The sequence below is a fragment of the Rhizobium bangladeshense genome (assembly GCF_017357245.1).
GTDB lineage: Bacteria > Pseudomonadota > Alphaproteobacteria > Rhizobiales > Rhizobiaceae > Rhizobium > Rhizobium bangladeshense.
The window spans coordinates 442,040-458,863 of the sequence record NZ_CP071612.1 but is presented as its reverse complement, the minus strand read 5'-3'; the positions used below and the strand labels follow the sequence as shown (position 1 = coordinate 458,863).

The window sequence follows — 16,824 nt, the reverse complement described above, 5'->3', positions numbered from 1 at the left end:
GTTGTGATCGGTGTGATCAGAGCACGACGCGCCAAAGTGGCGGGGCTTCGCGACCCGGAACCTCTGCACGGTCCCGGGCGATATGCCTCAGGGTACGATCGCGTCGAGCTCCGGCATCAGAACGACGCTCTCATTGGCCGCGGGGTCGTTGCGAGCGCCGAGGAACTCGGCATCTTCGCTGCTGCGATTGACGGCGACATGAGGAACGCCAGCCGGAATGAACAGGTAATCGCCGGGGCAGACCGTTTCGCAGCGTTCGAGCGCTGCTCCCGACCAGATCTCGATCTCTTTGCCCGCGGTCATCAGCAGGGCCGTCTCGTGACCCTGGTGGCAGTGGGCGCTGGTTCGTCTGCCGGCCGGCAGCGAAATCGTTCCGAGCCACAGCATGCTTGATCCGACGCTTTCAGCCGAGACGCCGGAGCGATAGACCGATCCCTGCCTGGCGACATGGCTGCCGCCGGTGCGAACGACTCTCGCAACGAATGTTTCGGATTGCTTCGGTTGCGTTGCTTTGTTCGTCATCGCTCTCACCACTTCGATCGCTGCAATGGCACCAACCCTGCGCGCTCAGCCGGCGCAAGTCCTGAAGCGCAGCCGAAAAATTCCGAAAAGGTACGAAATTGGCGTATTATTTGCGGCCATGAACACGCCGCCCCTTGCATTCGGTCACTTCAAGTTCATTGCCGAGAACGGATGTCTGCTCCGCGACAAGAGGCCTGTCGCCATCGGCGCCCGCGGCGCCTCGCTGCTCGCCACACTGCTCTCGGCACAGGGAGGTGTGGTCTCGAAGTCCGCCCTGATGGACGCCGTTTGGCCGGGATTGGCCGTCCAGGAAAGCAATCTTTCCGTTCAGATTGCCGCCCTTCGCAAGCTGCTCGGGCCCGCATCGGACGGCAGCGAATGGATCGTCACCGTCCCACGGGTCGGATATAGATTTTCCGGTGTGGTGGAGAGCCGCACCGACGGAGCCGATAGCGTATGGCACGCCGAGACCAGGCCGATCCCCGGGATTGCAGTCCTGCCCTTCGAAAATCTCGCCGGCGATGCTGAAAGACAGTATCTCGCCGACGGTGTCGCCGACGATCTGATCATGGCGCTTGCCCGGTTCAGATGGTTCCGCGTCGCCTCACGTGGGGCGAGTTTCTGCAGGAGGAATGGCTCGAAGGATCCGCAGGCGATCGCGCGCGAACTTGGCGTCGATTTCCTTGTGGATGGGGCTATCCGCCAGAGCGGCGATCGAATCCGAATATCGGTGCACCTCGCCGACACTGCGGAAGGCGCCACCGTCTGGTCCGAACATTACGATCTCCAGATGGCCGATCTATTTGCGGTGCAAGACGCCATCGCCGAGCGGATCGCAGCGGCGATCGAGCCTGAGCTGCTGCTGCGCCATGGGCTTCTGGTTGCTCCCCACACCGGCAACATCACGGCCTGGGATCTCGTACGGCAAGGCACGTTCAACTTCCACAAGGTCACACAGCCGACCCACCTTCTCGCACGCCGTTTCTTCCGCGACGCGGCGCAGCTCGATCCCATGCTTCCAGAAGCGCAGATCTGGCGGGCACGGGTGAATGCCGGGCTGATAGCCTACGGCTGGACCGACAACCCTGCGGAGGACGGCAAGGAAGGATTGGATGCGGCGCTGCGGGCAATCTATCTCGACGCGCGAAATCCGTACGCGCATTATGCGCTGGCGATCGTATCGGCTTACTCAGGCCGGCCCGAGCAGGCGATCCTGGCGGCAGAACGGTCGATCGAGCTCGGTTCGAGCTTCGCCCTGGGGCATCTCGTCCTCGGCATGGCGGACCTGTTTTCAGGCGATGCGGCCGGTGCGCGCAAGCCCCTGGCGCACGGCCTCGAACTCAACCCCCATGATCCGCAGAACGGCGTCTGGTTCAGCCTGCTGATGCTCGCACTGTTTTTTTCCGGCGACGTCGGAGGCGCGCTCGAGACCGGGCGTACTGCGCTAAAGGCGCGGCCTGACTGGCCGGCGCTGCTGCGCATTCAGGCGTGCTGCCACGCGGCCGTTGGAGATCGCCAGCAGGCTCGCCGCTTTGCCGCCGCGGCAAGCGATTTTCCCGAAGCTGCCGGCGATGCGCTTGGCCCGTTCAGAGATGGCAACAAGGAATGGGCGCGGCGCCTGGAGGAACTGCTACGCGAGGTGGATCTTCAAACCCGGCAAACTGACTGACCTTCGCTGACGGCGTAGCCTTATGGCCGACGTCGCCGCGCCGGCGCAGCGCTGATCGATCCCCCCGTTTTTCGTCCACGGCCCTCCAGCGTCACTCGTGTCGATCCCATGCGGCCCCATCCGATTTGCGGCGAAGATATCCTTACGCGCAGCGAAACGTCCATGGCTTGGCCCCGGAACGCGCGGTAACCTTCGAAGACTACACTGATATTCGGACTTTGGATCCCGCGCAGCCTCGTCTGGCAGATCGAATTTTCGATGCTTTCACTCCGCCCCAACGAGTTGTGGCGGAGACCCGCCACCTATGTCGCTGGTGCGGGTAGACATCGGCCCAAACCGCCGGGAAATCACCACGCATTCAGCACTGCTCGAACCGCTCAAATCTCCCCCGCCGACGGCCCCCAGACATCCGTCAGGGCGAAGCCGCCGGGATGCGGGTCGAAGGGATCGAGCGCGACCTGGGTGAGGCCGAAGGTGAAGCCGCGGCCGGTGATGGTGGGGATGACCGCCGGGCGGCCGGCGACCTCGGTCACCGCCTGCAGGCCGACCTCGAATTCCGAGCCGATGATCGATTTCGAGGTGAAGACGTCGCCGACCTTGGCCTTGCCGCGGGCATAAAGGGTGGCGAGATTGGCGGAATTGCCGGTGCCGCAGGGCGAGCGGTCGGCCCGGCCAGGCCACATGGTGGTGCAGGTGCGCACCGTCCCGTCCGCCTCGATATCGCGGAACATTACGTAGGCGACGCCCGATATCGCCGGGATCTCAGGGTGAACGACCTTGATATCGCGATTGATCAGCTCTTTCAAGATCATGCCGGCCTGCACGAGGCCAGCGGCATTGGCTTTCTCGATCTTGAGATTGATCTGGCCGACATCGACCAGCGCATAGAAGATGCCGCCGTAGCAGAGATCGGCTTTGATCTTTCCCCAATGCGGCGTGTCGATCTCGACGTCGAGCTCATGGACGAAGGAGGGCACCATGGTGAGCCTGACCTTTTCGCATCGGCCGTCGCGGCAGGTCGCCACCGCCTTGACGAGGCCGGCGGCTGTTTCCAGCGTCACGATCGTCTCCGGCTCCTTCATCTCGACGATGCCGGATTCGAGCAAGGCCGTGGTCACGCAGATCGAATTCGAACCGGAGCTGGCATGTGCCTGGTCGGGCTGCAGGATGATGAAGGCGGCGTCGGCGTCGGGGTGCCTTGCCGGCAGCAGCAGGTTGACCGAGCCGATCGGGGCACCGCGCGGTTCCAGGCACAGGAAGCGGCGGAGCTCGTCGCCTTTCGGATCGGTGTTCAGCCAGTGCAGCTGCGCAGCGATGGTTTCGCCGGGGATCTTCGGAACGCCGCCGATCGCGACGCGGCCGATCTCGCCCTCCGCATGAACGTCCAGCAGTTGGATGGTGCGCTTCCATCTCATGTCGAAACTCCAGTTCGGACGCGACGGCGGACGCCGTCGACGCGATTCCCAATCAGTATCGGTCTATGCGGAACGGGGTCATATCGACCGACGGTTTTGCTCCGCTCACCATATCGCCGATCAACCGCGCTGTCGTCGCGGCATATGTCAGGCCGAGATGGCCATGACCGGTGGCATAGAAAACACCCGGCAGTTTTGAGGACGGCGAAATGATCGGGATCGTATCGGGCAAGGCGGGGCGATGGCCCATCCATTCCGTCGCCTCCTCGACCTTCAGACCCGGCAGCACCCGCTGGGCGTGGCGCACAAGCACCCTCGGCCGGCGGAAATCGGGCGCGGCGTCGAGCCCGGCCAGTTCGACATTGCCGCCGACACGGATGCCGCCGGCCGTCGGCGTCACCATGAAGGCGCGATGCGGCCAGATCACCGAATAGCGCATGGAGATGCCCGGCTTCATGATCTGCGTGTGATAGCCGCGCTCGGTTTCGAGCGGAATTGGTTCGCCGAGCTTTGCCGCGAGGAAACGGGTGTGGACGCCGGCGGCGAGCACCACCGACCCGGCCTCGATCCGACGTCCGTCATCAAGCAGGACGACGAGGGTGCCGTCGCCCTTGCGCTCGATGTTCCTCACAGCGCAGGAGACGAAGGCTGCGCCAGCGGCGATGGCGGCGTCAGCCAGTTTGACCACCAGCCCATAGGGATCGCGGATCGACTTGTTGTCCGGCAGCAGCACGGCTTTGGCGATGGCAGACGAAAGGGCCGGTTCATAATATTGGATGGCGCCGTTGCTCAAGACCTCGAATTCAAGGCCGTAGCGCTGCATCATGGCGAGGTGGCCGCGGTCGGCGGCAAATTCCGCCTCGGTCTCGTAAACGGCGAGACAGCCCTCCTCCGTCATCAGCTCGGACGCGCCGATCGCCTGCAGCATCTCCCTCGAATCGCCGAGCGCCCGCAGCGACAGGCTCATGCCGGCATCCTCGATTTCTCGGAGCCGCGACGGGCGGCCGGCCGCAAGGAAGCGCAGGAACCAGGGCAGCATCCGCGCGGCATAGGAAGGCCGCAACCAGACCGGGCCTTCGGGGTCGAGCAACCAGCCGGGGATCTTCTTCCAAGTCGACGGGCCGGAACCGGCGGCGAAATCGAGCGCGATGCTCGCCATATTGCCGAAAGAGGTGCCGCGTCCGGGTTCACCCTTGTCGATCAGCGTGACCTCCAGGCCGCGCCGCTGCAATTCGAAGGCGATCGAGGCGCCGATCACGCCCGCGCCGACGACGACCACCCTCTTCTTCGTCTCTTCCGCCATGCCATCAACCCATCGCCTAACGGCAGACAGGATCGCCGTTTGTCAATCTGATATATCAGATTGACGGTGCTGCCTAGAGATTTCGGTTTCTCCGAATTACGGAAAATCTTTTCGCGCAATTCCCTTGGAAAGCCGCTTTGCGCTTTTCCCGGCAAAGCCGCTCACGCACTTCTGCTGGAATCACTCTGTGGAATCTTACTGGCTTTCCGGCAGGCCGGCGCCGACGCTGTCCCCTACCGATCCGACGGTATTGTCCATCGACTGCCCGAGGCGCTTCAGCTGGGCATCGTAGTTGCGCCGGGTGCGCGGATCGAAGATCGCGATCGGCGTGCTGACGGCGACGCTGACGGCACTTCCGGCGGTCTGGGCCGCCCCCATCGCCACCGCGCCGACCGCCTCGCCGAGACCGACATTGGAATCGGTGATCGCCTGGCCGGCAATCAGCCGGTCGCCGATCAGCTTCACCACTTCCGGGCTTTCGGCGAATTTGCCGTGGTTCAGCCGGTCGCCGCCCTTGAGCTTGGTGAGATCGAGCACGGTGATGCCGGCGGCTTCAAGCTTGCTGCGGTAAGGTTCGGCGGAAGGATCGATCTGGCCGAGACGATCGATATTGCCCGAGATGCGCCGCGACAACGCCAAGGCGCGATCATCCCGGGAGACGAAGATGGTGAAATGCGGCCGGTCCTTGCCGAGGCTCATGAACTGCCGGCCGAAGACATCGACATCGAGATCCGGCGAGGCAAGGATGACATTGTTGATCTTCGACGCGACCTGACCGTTGCGGATCGCCATCTGCCGGAGTGCTTCGACGGTCAGCCAGGTGCCCATCGAATGAGCCATGACCGTGACGTCGCCGACGGCGGGATTGGCGGCGGTGCGCGTGAGCAGCTCTTCCAGCGCATCGCGGGAATAGTTGGTGCTTTCCTTATCGTAGTTGTAATCGAAGATGCTGGCGCGCGAAGGCCAGGTGAAGACGACCGGCGCGACGTCGGCATGCGAATCATGGACGATCTGCGCGAAGCGGTAGACGGCATCCTCATAGCGATTGTTGAAACCGTGCACGAAGACGAGCACGCGGCGGCTCTTCGGCATATGGCTCTTCAGCCAGCTCTCGCCCGCCCGCTCGCCCTCGAGCGGATCGACGGAGACGGTTACGAAATCCCGGAGAGGATCGGCCGGCAGCCGTTTCGGCCATTGCACCTGGCCGATTTTGCGATTTGCATCCGGAGGGATCGAGACATCGACCGCGTTGACGGCAAGCCCCGTGCCGCGTTCGCCGGAGAAAAGCACGGCGGGATTGTCGTCGGCAGCGCGCGTCGTCGCCACCAGGAGATCGACCTTCGACGTGCCCGGCGGCACTGTGCCGGCCGCCTGCATGACGCCGACCGGCCTGCCGCCGCAGCCGGCGAGCATCATGGTTGCCACCAGAAGTCCTGCCAAAGCCGCACGCGAGTCGCGCCATTTGCCGATCATGACTAAACTCCAATCGGTTCACGCGCCGGACGGGCGGCACAAGTTCAAATAGTCCGACCAAGCCTGTCGAGTCAAACCGCGCACGCTGAGCAATGCCGGCGCAGTGGCATAAGCAGTATCGGCAATCAATCAATTGGATGGGAAAAAGAAAAGAGCCTGGCGCGGGAGGAGGTGCGCCAGGCTCTTGATCCTAACCGACAACTGGGAGGAGGAGTGTTGTCGGTCCGATGTAAGAGCGCTTGGGAGGAGGAGTGCGCTGCTTACGAAGATAGTGATACCCCATTCATTCGATCAGGAATAGCGAAATTACCGCAATGCAGCAATGCAGTGGATGCAATGCTTGCCACTTCAAGCGGCGGTGTGCGCCACATTTTGCGGCATCTTTGACCGGTTGGTCAAAATTATGCTGAAAGTTATGGCGGCTGCTGCCCCTCATCCGGCTGCCGCCACCTCTGCCTGGGTCGAGCCGCGGGTCTCGCCCCGTCCTTCGGACCCCCGTAAACGGGGCGAAGCGACACGCCGCACCCTCTCAGTTCCCCCTCGCTCTCGCAGGGCACGTCCCCTCTCCTCGTCAAAACGGGGAGAGGGTTAGGATGAGGGCAATCCACGGCGCTCGTTTCCAGCTTCCGCCTCAAGCCGCCTTGAAGAGCTTCCGGCCTTCGGCATCGAGGCCCGAAAATTCCTCATCCGACAGCGTGATGTCCACCGCTGCGACGTTTTCCTCGAGATGCTTGACCTTCGAGGTGCCGGGGATCGGCAGCATCACCGGGCTGCGCTTCAGCACCCAGGCGAGCGCGATCTGGCTGGGGGCGGCATTGTGCTTCCTGGCGATCGTATCGAGCAGCGAGCCCGGCTTGGCAAGGTCGCCGGCGGCGAGCGGATACCACGGAATGAAGCCGATATTGTGCTTGGCGCAATAATCGAGCACGTCTTCACTGGTGCGATCGACGAGATTGTAGCGGTTCTGGACGGTCGCGACCTTGAAGTGCTTCGAGGCCGCCTCGATCTCCGCGACGGAGACTTCGCTCAGGCCCGCATGGCGGATGAGGCCGGCATCGAGCAGCGATCTGATCGCGTCGAACTGCTCCCTGGCCGGCACCTTCGGATCGATGCGGTGAAGCTGCCAAAGATCAATCTGCTCGACGCCGAGATTGCGCAGGCTCTTATGCGCCTGCTGGATCAGATATTCCGGACGGCCGACGGGCAGCCAGATGTCGGGACCGTGGCGGGTCAGGCCGCCCTTGGTGGCGATGACGGAACCCTCGCCATAGGGATGCAGCGCCTCCTTGATCAGCCATTCGGAGACATCGGGCCCGTAGGAATCGGCCGTATCAATGAAATTGACGCCAAGCTCCGGCAGACGTTTCAGCGTCCGGATGGATTCGGCGTGATCATCGGGCTCGCCCCAGATCCCCTTGCCGGTAACGCGCATGGCGCCGAAACCGAGACGGTTGACCTCGATCTCGCCGCCGATCCTGAAGGTGCCTGACTTGGCTGCGTTGTAACTGGACATGATCTTTTCCTCTCTTGGTCAATAAAATTGTTCAATGTCGGTGAAATGGCCGAAGCCGCTCCCTTCGCCAGCGCGGGGATGCCGGGGCTGGCGAGGATGGCTTCTGTTCTGAATGTCTGCCGTGTCTGGTGATGCCCGGCATAGTGATGACCCGGCCGCCGCGGCGATATCGGAAATGGGGCCGCTGCGACGCTTGCACATATAGGACGACCCTGCAGTGATAACAGGGAGGGGCCGAAAACTCTCCCTCGACCGGCGCCGCAGCGGTGCGCCGGGATATCGGCCGGGCTGCGTTGAAGCCTGTCGCTTCCGATCAGGCGTTGCCGCGTTCAGCCGGCCGATTCGCCGGAAAAGGCGGCGACATCGATGTCGGCGTCACGGTATCTCAGGCGCTCGCGTGAGAGTTCCAGCGGCTTGCGCCGCGAGATCCGGTAAACGGACGCCGGCGGCAGGTTGCGAACCGTGCCCCCTATGCGCACGGCCTTGAGGCCGAGGCGGTCGAGGATCGGCCGCGGCACAGGGCAGCGCGGGCCATAGGTAAATTGATAGACTGCCCCGCCCGGGCGCATGTAGGTGAAGACGCCGGCAAGGATTGAGGCGATCTTGCGCGGCGACATGGACAGAAGCGGCAGGCCGCTGATGACGGCCCCGACCGGCTCGCCCTCGAAGATATCGGCCTGCGCAAGGTGGGCTGCGTCCATCTGCAATATGCGCGCCGCCGGGAACCGCGCCTGCAGCGCGTCGATGAATTCCGGGCCATACTCGATCAGCGTCAGATCGGCTTCGCTGATGCCGCGGGCGAGCAGCGCCCGGGTGAACACGCCCGTGCCCGGGCCGAGCTCGATGATCGGCCCATCGAGTGCCGCAATTTCGCTGGTCATGATTCTGGCAAGTGAATCACCCGACGGCGCGATGGCGGCCACCCGAAGCGGATTGCTGATCCAGGAGCGGAAAAAATGCAGGAAATCGGAGCATGCAGCCTTTGCGGTCATGACTGTCCCACCTGTCTGAAATTCAATTGAGTATTGATGCGACCATCGCGGCCAGCATGGCAATTCCAAGGCAGACACGTCAATCGCCCTTGTGACCCGGGCATTTACCAACTTTTTCCCACCGGCGCCCGGCGTGATTTTGCATCTGTGGCACCTTTTCCCTCCCAGGCGCCGTTGTCTGCAGCGAAAGGGAGCGGCCTACAGGCCGCCCCCAAACAAGGCGCCGAGGCGTCAATAGTTGCAGCCGGAACTGCTGGTCGGGTTGAAGCCGAGCTTGCAACCCATGTTCAGCGGCTTCTTCGGGTTCATCATATAGGGCGAAGCCATGCCCTTCGGGCCGCGTTCACCGATCGAACCGGTCGTGCTCCTGTCATGCTGGACCCGGGTCTCACCCCGGGCAACCGGCTGCTCGACCGAGCCCTGCTCCGTTGCGCTCGACTGGAGCGGGGCCGCTTGCGCCGCGAAGGTGGAAAGACCGAGCATCGCGCCGATGGCCGCGGCCGCCAGGCCGCTCTTGAAGGTCGTGATCATTGTCGTCTCCTTGGGAGGATCAGGTGAATTTACGCCGAGGAGTTAGGAAGCGGATCTGTCACAATCTACCGCGACGCAAGAGAGGTCACGAACATGTGAGCTGCGCCCGACGCAAGAAAAAGGCGGCTCGCGCCACCTCATTTATTTGCCGGCTCATTAGCCATTGTCACAGGGCATGCTGCCGGGGCCGATCGACCGCGAAAATGTAGGGTTGCACATGATCGGAGCCGCCGGCCTGTTCACCGGCTGGCGGACAATGGAGCCGGTGGAGCCCCGTCCGCCCCCCCAAAACGGCAAGCGGATACCATTAACGATCGGAATGACGGCTGGTGCCGGGATGCTCCGTTCCGAAACCTGAAGCCATGCTAGAGACCCTGATGTGCCTCATATTGCGCGATTTTTGCTTCGGAAATTTCGGGCGGATGAAGCATTTGAACGGGAACTGCCTCGGCTTGACCGATCGGCGCGAGGGCGAGGGTGCTGGCTAAGAATGCGAATTCTCTATTCTCAATTCGCGTATAATGCCCGGTAACCCTGGGCGGAGAGGCAGGCGACATATTGGCGATGCGCGGCGGCACGCGCCGTTGTTTCCGCTTCCAGCGCATCAGCCTCGGCATAGCCGGTCAGCTGCGCGCGCAGATGATACTGCTTCTTCGCCTCGTCATACATGGCATTGCCGTCGGTTACGCAGATGCCTTGGGCGACGACAGGCGGGTTGACCGGCACGCCGATGGGCAAAAGCACGGGCGCGTTCGCATGGTCGACACAGCCGGCAAGAGCCGCCATCATCGCCGCCGCTCCCAAAGCGCGAAAAATTCCCATCACCATGCATTCCCCCGGCTGAAGCGCGTCAACATCGTCAAGCCCGCGGATACACGAGCAAGGTTGCGCGAAACTAGGCATGCCGGCAGAGGCACCGCGCCGCTAGCTCCTGGTTTGAACTTGCGGACTCATGAGGTTCTCCCCACCAAAATCTATATAGCACTGCGGAATCCCGAAATTGGTTGAGGCATTGAAATCATTGGCTGTTCCCACGCCCCGACTTCTCACGAGGCGCGCCGAATTTCGGGATCCCGAAGCGGGGGAATTTCGGAATCCCGAAGTGGCGTTTTCTTCTTCCTGCCGACCCGCCCACGTTTGTCAGCGGCAAGCTTGCGGTCTATCTCCGACCACTTCCGGCACCTCTCCGGCGTGCATCGCCGCCAATCATCCGTAGGCGGCGCGCCTTCATGGTTACCGACAAAAGTCAGCGTGAAGAGGTTCGGGTGCGCAACACCGCTGCCCGCCCGGCCGCGGCGAACCTTGATGAGGCCCTTATATTCCAACTCGTCGAGGGCATCGGCCACATATTCGCCGGTGACGCCGTAGGAGACGAACTGCGCGTGAGTCACGAGAAGCCTGCCATTTTCTAGGGCGGCGTGCGAGGTATGCTCGATGATGATGCGGAAAAAGGCTCGGCTGGCATTCGCGCTCAGTGAGGTGAATGCGGGGGACTCCAGCAGCTGGATCGTCAACCATTGCCAGCGAAGGCTGCCGTCATCGCTCCCGCGTGGCGGCTTTGTATATTTGCGCACCAGCGATAGGGTCTTGCCGGCACTGGTGCGGCTCTTATCACGAGAGTTGAATTCCGCCATCAGCCCCTCACCCCGGTTGTCGGCAAGTCCTTCCTGGCAACGTCGGAGGACCTCATTTTATCGCGGGTGTAGCCGGCTGAGACCGGTCCAGGCGTCACGTCGACGATCGTCACACTGTTATACGACATTCAACATTCCATGGTTGCAATACCATGCAATCTAGCGTAAGAACGTTTCGTGAACTAGGAAAATAATCTTAGTCGTTTCGGATTTCACTGATCCGGAGAGATGGTCATGGTAACTTGCGCGGAGGCAAGGATGAGGAAAGTCGGCATGAGGAAGAAGGGCGCGATGGTCTATGGCCAGCGGTTGCTGGCATTGCTTTCGATCTCCCTGGGGAGCGCAGTCCAGGCTCTTGCCTGCGATCAGCCGGTCGTGATTTCCAATTGGTCGTTCTGTGCGACCGGCAATGTGAGCGCTGAAGGCGGCAACGCTGATTGGAAAATCGTTCCTGCGTGGACTCGCCAGGACGGCATCAGGGCTTATTTCGGAAACGATCCGCGGCTCTTGGCAAATCACGGGCTTTGCAACGCCAAATTCCGTCGCGTCGTCCTCTGCCAGCCGGGATGGCAAACTGGCAACCCGGATCAGTGCTCGTATCTGGTCTGCAGCGGCTTTTACTCGGCCCTGTTCGGGGAGAAAGAACGGCAAGAGTATCTGAGAGACTATCCGAACGCTCAATAGCTTATGCTTTGCTGTTTCGGGGCCGAGACGGCAGCGGCCGATGAGAAGCGGCCGGAAACGAGCGATCGAAATATGCTCGCGTTTCACCAAGCAGTTCACTGCGCCAGGAGACATCTCGTTCAGACGGCATCTCGACACGCCGGATCAATTGCCTTAGGCGAGCAGACGGCGGAGAATACGGGAGTGGAGATCCTGCAATCATGCAAACGCTATGGAAAAAGCCGGTGACGCTTGCCCTTGAAGGGCCGGATCAATGGGTCGTCATCCAGACGACCCAAGCTGCAACATGGGCGCTGATTGAAGACTGGCCGACCGAAGAGGGCCCGGCGCTCGACAGAGCGTGTGCGGTTTGCGCCGATGTCATATCGGGGAAAAGAAGCCGGGAAGAAGCGCGGCAGGCGTTCATCGAAGCGGCAATCGAAGCCGGAATCCCCATCAAGGAATGAGGCGACTGCCCCGGTTTTTTGTTCATGCCTCCAGGAGGCAAGCCGAAGAGCGAAGCGCTGATCAGAGCGTCCGCGAAAGGTCTGGCGCCTATAACTTTGCTGAGGTATTTGGGAAGAATGGCGCACCCGAAGAGATTCGAACTCCTGACCCCCAGATTCGTAGTCTGGTGCTCTATCCAGCTGAGCTACGGGTGCGTGCAAATTGCGGCGGTGCCGCTTGCGTGGGCGATCCTCTAAAGGGTCCTTTCGGACATTGCAAGAGCATTTCTGAAAAAATCACGCGTTTGCCCGTAAGGAGCCGAGCCGGCCGACGCCTTGTCACTTCTCACCCTGTGTCCGGTTACGGTAATCGTCCAGCGAAACGGGGCGATCGGGGATCTCGATGCGGAACTGGGTGCCGACAGTCGGCTTTTCCACGAGCGCAATCGTGCCGCCATGGGCGAGCACAAGCTCGCGGGCGATGGTGAGGCCGAGGCCGGTGCCGCCGGAACGTGCCGAGCCGCGGAAGGCGGCAAAGAGGTTCTGGCGCGCCTTCAGCGGCATGCCGGGGCCGGTATCGTCCACCGTAATGCTGACGACGCTGCCGACACGCTGGGCGGAAACGGTGATGCGCCTGACGACGCCGGGGCCGCCCTCGCCCGGTGACGTCAGCGCCTGCAGGGCGTTACGGCAGAGATTGTGAATGACCCGGAAAAGCTGCTCGCTGTCGGCATCGACCTCGAGATCGCTAGCGAACTGCTCGACAAACTCGATTCCGCTTTGCGGATCGATCGCCAGCATGTCCTTGACGTCGTGCGTCAGCTCCAGCAGCCGGACATGGCGGCGGCGCGGCGCCGATTCGCTCGCCTTGCCGTAGGACAGCACCTCCGTTGTGTAACCGACGGCGCGGTCGATGGTGCGCAGCAGCTTCGGCGCGAAGCTCTTGACCATCGGATCGTCGACATCGACGAGCCGGTCCGACATCAGCTGCGCGGACGCCAGGATATTGCGCATATCGTGGTTGATCTTGGAAACGGCCAGCCCGAGAGCGGCAAGATTCTTCTGCTGCTTCAGCGTCTTCTGCAGCTCCATCTGCATCGAGGTCAGGTTCCGGCCGGCCACCGCCAGCTCGTCACGGCCGCCGTCACCGATGTAGATATGGGCCGGATTCTCGGGATCGGAGGAGAATTGCTGCATGCTGCCGGTCAGCCGGCGAATCGGGCCGATGAGAATGCGGTTGATTGCAAAGAAGATCAGCGTCGCCGTGAACAGTGAGATCAGCACCGAAAGCAGCAGGACGTTGCGGGAATAAGCGAACATCGCCGTGCGCAGCGGCCGGTCCTTCATCACCACCTCGACCCCGACGTTGTTTTCGCCGACAGGGCCGTAGACGCGGATGATCCGGCTGCCGCCGAAGATCAAGGTGTCGAGCGCATCGCGTATCGCCGTCAGCGGCGGCACGTCCGTCAGGTCGTATGATTCGTCGACGGAAGCCGGCATGCTGGTCGTTGCCAGCAGTCGCGAAGTGCCTTCCTTGCGCAGCACGATCGCCTTGGTCCCGGTCGCCTCCAGCGTTTCCTTCTGCAGGGCGCGCGGCAGCTCGATCGGCTGCAGCCCGTCAATGACGATGGCGGCGGCGGCGGCCGTGTTCAGCCTGTCCTGCAGCCAGCGCATCCGCATGCTGGCGACCGAGGGAAAGAAAATAAGGATCTCGGCGAGCATGATGAAGACGACAGTGAGCCAGAGCAGCTTGCCCGAAAGCCCGCCGAACAAGCCGGACGGGCACCGCCCCCTGGCAGCCTCGGCGGCCGCGGGGATATCAGCCGAAGGATCTTTGCCCTGATCTAGAACCGGCATTCTCGTCTCGCCCGATCGGCAGCGTCTCGGGCCGCCCTCACAGTTGGGTTTTTATATTAGACCAAGATGCTCCGCTTTCAAATCTTTGCGAGCAGCGTCACCTGGTCACAACAAAACGCCGCCCGGAGGCGGCGTTTCAAGGTGTTGATCAGCAAGAAAAGCGCGTCACCCTCTTGCATTTATTTGATGCAAGTCGTGATCCCGGAACCGCGGCCCAGTTCCGGGCGACAGAGATCAGAACTCTTCCCAGCTCTGTTCGGCGGGGGCGGCACTGCCGCCGAAGGCGCGGGCGACCTTCGCAATCGCCCGCCGGGCGGGCGAAGCGACCGGCTGCCTGTGCGGCTCGCTGCGCACAAGCGCAACGGGTGCCACCGCATCCGAAAGCTTAAAGCGGGCAATGAGGTGCACCAGCCCGTTAGCTTCGGCCGAAAGCCTGTGGGTGGCGGCGGAGGTTTCCTCCACCATTGCCGCATTCTGCTGGGTCACCTGGTCCATCTGATTGACGGCGGTATTGACCTCCTTGAGACCGGTCGACTGCTCGCGCGCGGCTGTCGCGATCGAATGGATATGGTCGTTAATGGCGATGACGCGGGTGCCGATTTCGGAGAGCGCCTCACCGGTTGCCTGAACCAGCTTGACGCCAACCTGGACTTCGTCACCCGATTTGGTGATCAGCGCCTTGATATCCTTGGCGGCCGTCGCCGAACGCTGGGCAAGTTCACGCACCTCCTGCGCGACCACAGCGAAGCCTTTGCCGGCCTCGCCGGCGCGCGCCGCCTCGACACCGGCATTCAGCGCCAGAAGATTGGTCTGGAAGGCGATCTCGTCGATAACATTGATGATCTGACTGATTTCGCGCGACGCCTGCTCGATACGGCCCATGGCCTCGACGGCGTTGCGGACGACGACGCCGGAGCGTCCGGCATTTTCCTTGGCTTCGGACACCATAATCGTTGCTTCATGTGCCCGCTCGGTAGAATTTTGCACAACAGCGGTGATTTCATCGAGCGCCGCCGAGGTCTGCTCGAGGGCAGCCGCCTGCTGTTCGGTACGCTTCGACAGATCGTCACTGGCATTGCGCAACTCGGCGGTATTGCCGTTCATCGCTTCGGTCGTTTCGCGCACTTCGCGCATGGTCGACTGCAGCGTTACGAAGCTGTTGTTGACATTCTGCTGCAGCTCGGCGAAGGCGCCCTGGAAATTGCCGTTCATCGTCTGGGTCAGGTCACCTTCGGCAAGGCTGGCGATGACGCGGCGCGTCTCCCCAATGCCGGCATCGACGCTCGATAGCAGCGTGTTGATATTGCTGGCGAACTGGTTCAGGTTCTCGTCCTGATAGTCCTTGTCGATGCGATGGCTGAAATCGCCGGCCGCAGCCGCGGCCACGACGACGGACATGCTCGACTGCAGATCGTCGCTCTTGGCGCGCATCGCCGCTTCCTGAGCGTTCAGGCGCTTGACGGCGAGGCCGTTCTCTTTGAAGACAGCGACCGCTGCGGCCATCTCGCCAATTTCGTCCTTGCGGCCAGCAAAGGGAACCTCTGCATCAAAATTGCCGTTTGCGACCTCCTTGATCGCGTGGGTGACACGCTTGATCGGGCGGCTCAGATGGCTGGTGCCGATATAGAAGCCCATGCCGATGCCGACCGCGATACCAATGCCGGTAATGCTGAGGACCAGCATCAGGACCCAGGAACGAAAACTTTCGATTTCGGCGACGACGGCCTCGAGCGCTGCCTTGTCGGTGGCGACGACCGCGTCGATTTCCGCCTGAAAAGCCTTGCGGTTGGCACGATTTGCCTCGTTGTTGCCCTGCTGGCTGGCGGCCTCCGGCCCGACCTCCGTGCCGAGGCGCGCCGTCTCGGTGCGGAAGGTGCGGAATTCGGCAGCGCGGGCGACGAGTTTGGCGAAATCGGCCTTCTGGCTTTCGGGAACGAGTGGCGCCCAGCCGGCGATCACCCTGTCGATCTCATCCAGGGCTGCCGTCAGGCCTTTGGCGAAATTCGGCGTATCCTTGATCGTCTTGGCCGCATATATGCCGCGCGACTCCATGACGACGGCGGTGACGAAACGGTTGAGGCGTTCGCCGGCATAGGCGCGGGCGGCGGCGCGCTCGTAGGCCGTGAGGTTACGGCTGTATTCACGCATGGCGGACAAGGCCGTTGCGCCAATCAGAAGCGCCACCGCGCCCATTACGCAAACCAGCAGATTAATTTTCCCGCGGATCTTCAATGCTATGCCCCCTAGCTGCACCCTGCCTGGAAAGCAAATTTCCCAGCTGACCGTCAGACTATCGCCCAACTTCCTTAAAGTTAGATTTCCAATATTTACGATTATGAATATGCGGGATTAGCCATTGCCAGCTGATCACGTCCCGCAAGTCATTGAAAATTCGAATAATTCGGCTGCACGCAGGCTCGGCGCAACCCTACGGAGTAAATATAAATCCTTAACACCATAATGCGAAACCTGAAGTCGGCTCAGCAACGCAATTGAGATGATCGGTATAGATGATGGGTATAATTGACTTTGCGAGGCTTCGTCCGTATAAGCCGCCGCACGTCCGGTCGTTCAAAGCCTAATGGCTCGCCCGTTCGAAAAAACAACGCTCCTTGCATCATGCAAATTCAAGAAGGGCCGCACTCCGCGGTGTTTAAATAAATGAAGCGTACCTACCAACCATCCAAGCTTGTTCGCAAGCGTCGCCACGGCTTCCGTGCGCGCATGTCCACGAAGGGTGGCCGCAAGGTCATCGCTGCCCGCCGCGCGCAGGGCCGCAAGCGTCTTTCGGCCTAAGGCCGGGTTG

General features: G+C 62.0%; 16 protein-coding genes, 1 tRNA gene and 1 pseudogene. 4 read left to right on the top strand and 14 right to left on the bottom strand.

The features are described from left to right. Positions 1 to 87: 87 nt before the first annotated feature. A complete protein-coding gene (locus tag J2J98_RS02240; RefSeq protein WP_207602242.1) occupies positions 88 to 522 on the bottom strand; it encodes a cupin domain-containing protein in 435 nt (144 codons plus the stop codon). 118 nt (positions 523 to 640) lie between these two features. On the opposite strand from J2J98_RS02240, the gene J2J98_RS02235 reads away from it, so the two are divergent. Further along, complete coding sequence (locus tag J2J98_RS02235; protein ID WP_207602241.1) at positions 641 to 2,191, top strand: winged helix-turn-helix domain-containing tetratricopeptide repeat protein; 1,551 nt, start codon at positions 641 to 643, stop codon at positions 2,189 to 2,191. Between the two features lie 377 nt (positions 2,192 to 2,568). Here J2J98_RS02235 and J2J98_RS02230 read toward each other — a convergent pair whose 3' ends face one another. The 10 genes and pseudogenes from J2J98_RS02230 to J2J98_RS30655 form a co-directional block, all read right to left on the bottom strand. Continuing rightward, positions 2,569 to 3,606 carry a proline racemase family protein gene (locus tag J2J98_RS02230; protein WP_207602240.1) on the bottom strand — a complete coding sequence of 346 codons (1,038 nt, stop codon included), beginning with the start codon at positions 3,604 to 3,606 and terminating at the stop codon, positions 2,569 to 2,571. A gap of 52 nt (positions 3,607 to 3,658) precedes the next feature. After that, on the bottom strand, positions 3,659 to 4,909 hold the full coding sequence (locus J2J98_RS02225) for an NAD(P)/FAD-dependent oxidoreductase (protein WP_207602239.1): 1,251 nt from the start codon (positions 4,907 to 4,909) through the stop codon (positions 3,659 to 3,661). Between the two features lie 195 nt (positions 4,910 to 5,104). Beyond that, positions 5,105 to 6,382, bottom strand: coding sequence for an alpha/beta hydrolase (locus J2J98_RS02220; RefSeq protein ID WP_207602238.1), 1,278 nt, complete (start codon positions 6,380 to 6,382; stop codon positions 5,105 to 5,107). 631 nt (positions 6,383 to 7,013) lie between these two features. Continuing rightward, the gene (locus J2J98_RS02215) at positions 7,014 to 7,895 is read right to left on the bottom strand and encodes an aldo/keto reductase (protein ID WP_064707815.1); all 882 of its coding nucleotides are present in this window, start codon (positions 7,893 to 7,895) and stop codon (positions 7,014 to 7,016) included. Between the two features lie 329 nt (positions 7,896 to 8,224). Then, on the bottom strand, positions 8,225 to 8,887 hold the full coding sequence (locus J2J98_RS02210; RefSeq protein ID WP_064707814.1) for a class I SAM-dependent methyltransferase: 663 nt from the start codon (positions 8,885 to 8,887) through the stop codon (positions 8,225 to 8,227). Between the two features lie 231 nt (positions 8,888 to 9,118). Beyond that, positions 9,119 to 9,418 carry a hypothetical protein gene (locus tag J2J98_RS02205; RefSeq protein WP_064707813.1) on the bottom strand — a complete coding sequence of 100 codons (300 nt, stop codon included), beginning with the start codon at positions 9,416 to 9,418 and terminating at the stop codon, positions 9,119 to 9,121. Positions 9,419 to 9,574: 156 nt separating this feature from the next. Beyond that, positions 9,575 to 9,930 (bottom strand): annotated as a pseudogene (locus J2J98_RS30225) (cell surface protein). Next, a complete protein-coding gene (locus tag J2J98_RS02200; protein WP_064707812.1) occupies positions 9,926 to 10,246 on the bottom strand; it encodes a hypothetical protein in 321 nt (106 codons plus the stop codon). The pseudogene J2J98_RS30225 and the gene J2J98_RS02200 overlap by 5 nt, the downstream one beginning before the upstream one ends. A gap of 218 nt (positions 10,247 to 10,464) precedes the next feature. Beyond that, complete coding sequence (locus tag J2J98_RS02195) at positions 10,465 to 11,052, bottom strand: hypothetical protein (RefSeq protein ID WP_207602237.1); 588 nt, start codon at positions 11,050 to 11,052, stop codon at positions 10,465 to 10,467. Continuing rightward, complete coding sequence (locus J2J98_RS30655) at positions 11,052 to 11,180, bottom strand: hypothetical protein (RefSeq protein ID WP_259664169.1); 129 nt, start codon at positions 11,178 to 11,180, stop codon at positions 11,052 to 11,054. The genes J2J98_RS02195 and J2J98_RS30655 overlap by 1 nt, the downstream gene beginning before the upstream one ends. A 130-nt stretch (positions 11,181 to 11,310) precedes the next feature. Between J2J98_RS30655 and J2J98_RS02190 the strand changes: the two genes are divergently transcribed. Both J2J98_RS02190 and J2J98_RS02185 read left to right on the top strand, forming a co-directional pair. Continuing rightward, entirely contained in the window at positions 11,311 to 11,736 is a 426-nt protein-coding gene (locus tag J2J98_RS02190; RefSeq protein WP_064711736.1) for a hypothetical protein, read from the top strand. A gap of 200 nt (positions 11,737 to 11,936) precedes the next feature. Next, on the top strand, positions 11,937 to 12,182 hold the full coding sequence (locus J2J98_RS02185) for a DUF982 domain-containing protein (RefSeq protein WP_064707810.1): 246 nt from the start codon (positions 11,937 to 11,939) through the stop codon (positions 12,180 to 12,182). Positions 12,183 to 12,300: 118 nt separating this feature from the next. Here the strand turns inward: J2J98_RS02185 and J2J98_RS02180 are convergent. From J2J98_RS02180 to J2J98_RS02170, 3 genes are all read right to left on the bottom strand, one after another. Then, positions 12,301 to 12,377: transfer RNA gene (locus J2J98_RS02180), tRNA-Arg, on the bottom strand. A gap of 123 nt (positions 12,378 to 12,500) precedes the next feature. Beyond that, entirely contained in the window at positions 12,501 to 14,018 is a 1,518-nt protein-coding gene (locus J2J98_RS02175) for an ATP-binding protein (RefSeq protein WP_064707809.1), read from the bottom strand. Positions 14,019 to 14,252: 234 nt separating this feature from the next. Then, complete coding sequence (locus tag J2J98_RS02170) at positions 14,253 to 16,250, bottom strand: methyl-accepting chemotaxis protein (protein ID WP_207602236.1); 1,998 nt, start codon at positions 16,248 to 16,250, stop codon at positions 14,253 to 14,255. A 429-nt stretch (positions 16,251 to 16,679) separates the two neighbouring features. Between J2J98_RS02170 and rpmH the strand changes: the two genes are divergently transcribed. Then, the gene (rpmH, locus tag J2J98_RS02165; protein ID WP_008524438.1) at positions 16,680 to 16,814 is read left to right on the top strand and encodes a 50S ribosomal protein L34; all 135 of its coding nucleotides are present in this window, start codon (positions 16,680 to 16,682) and stop codon (positions 16,812 to 16,814) included. Positions 16,815 to 16,824 lie beyond the last annotated feature (10 nt).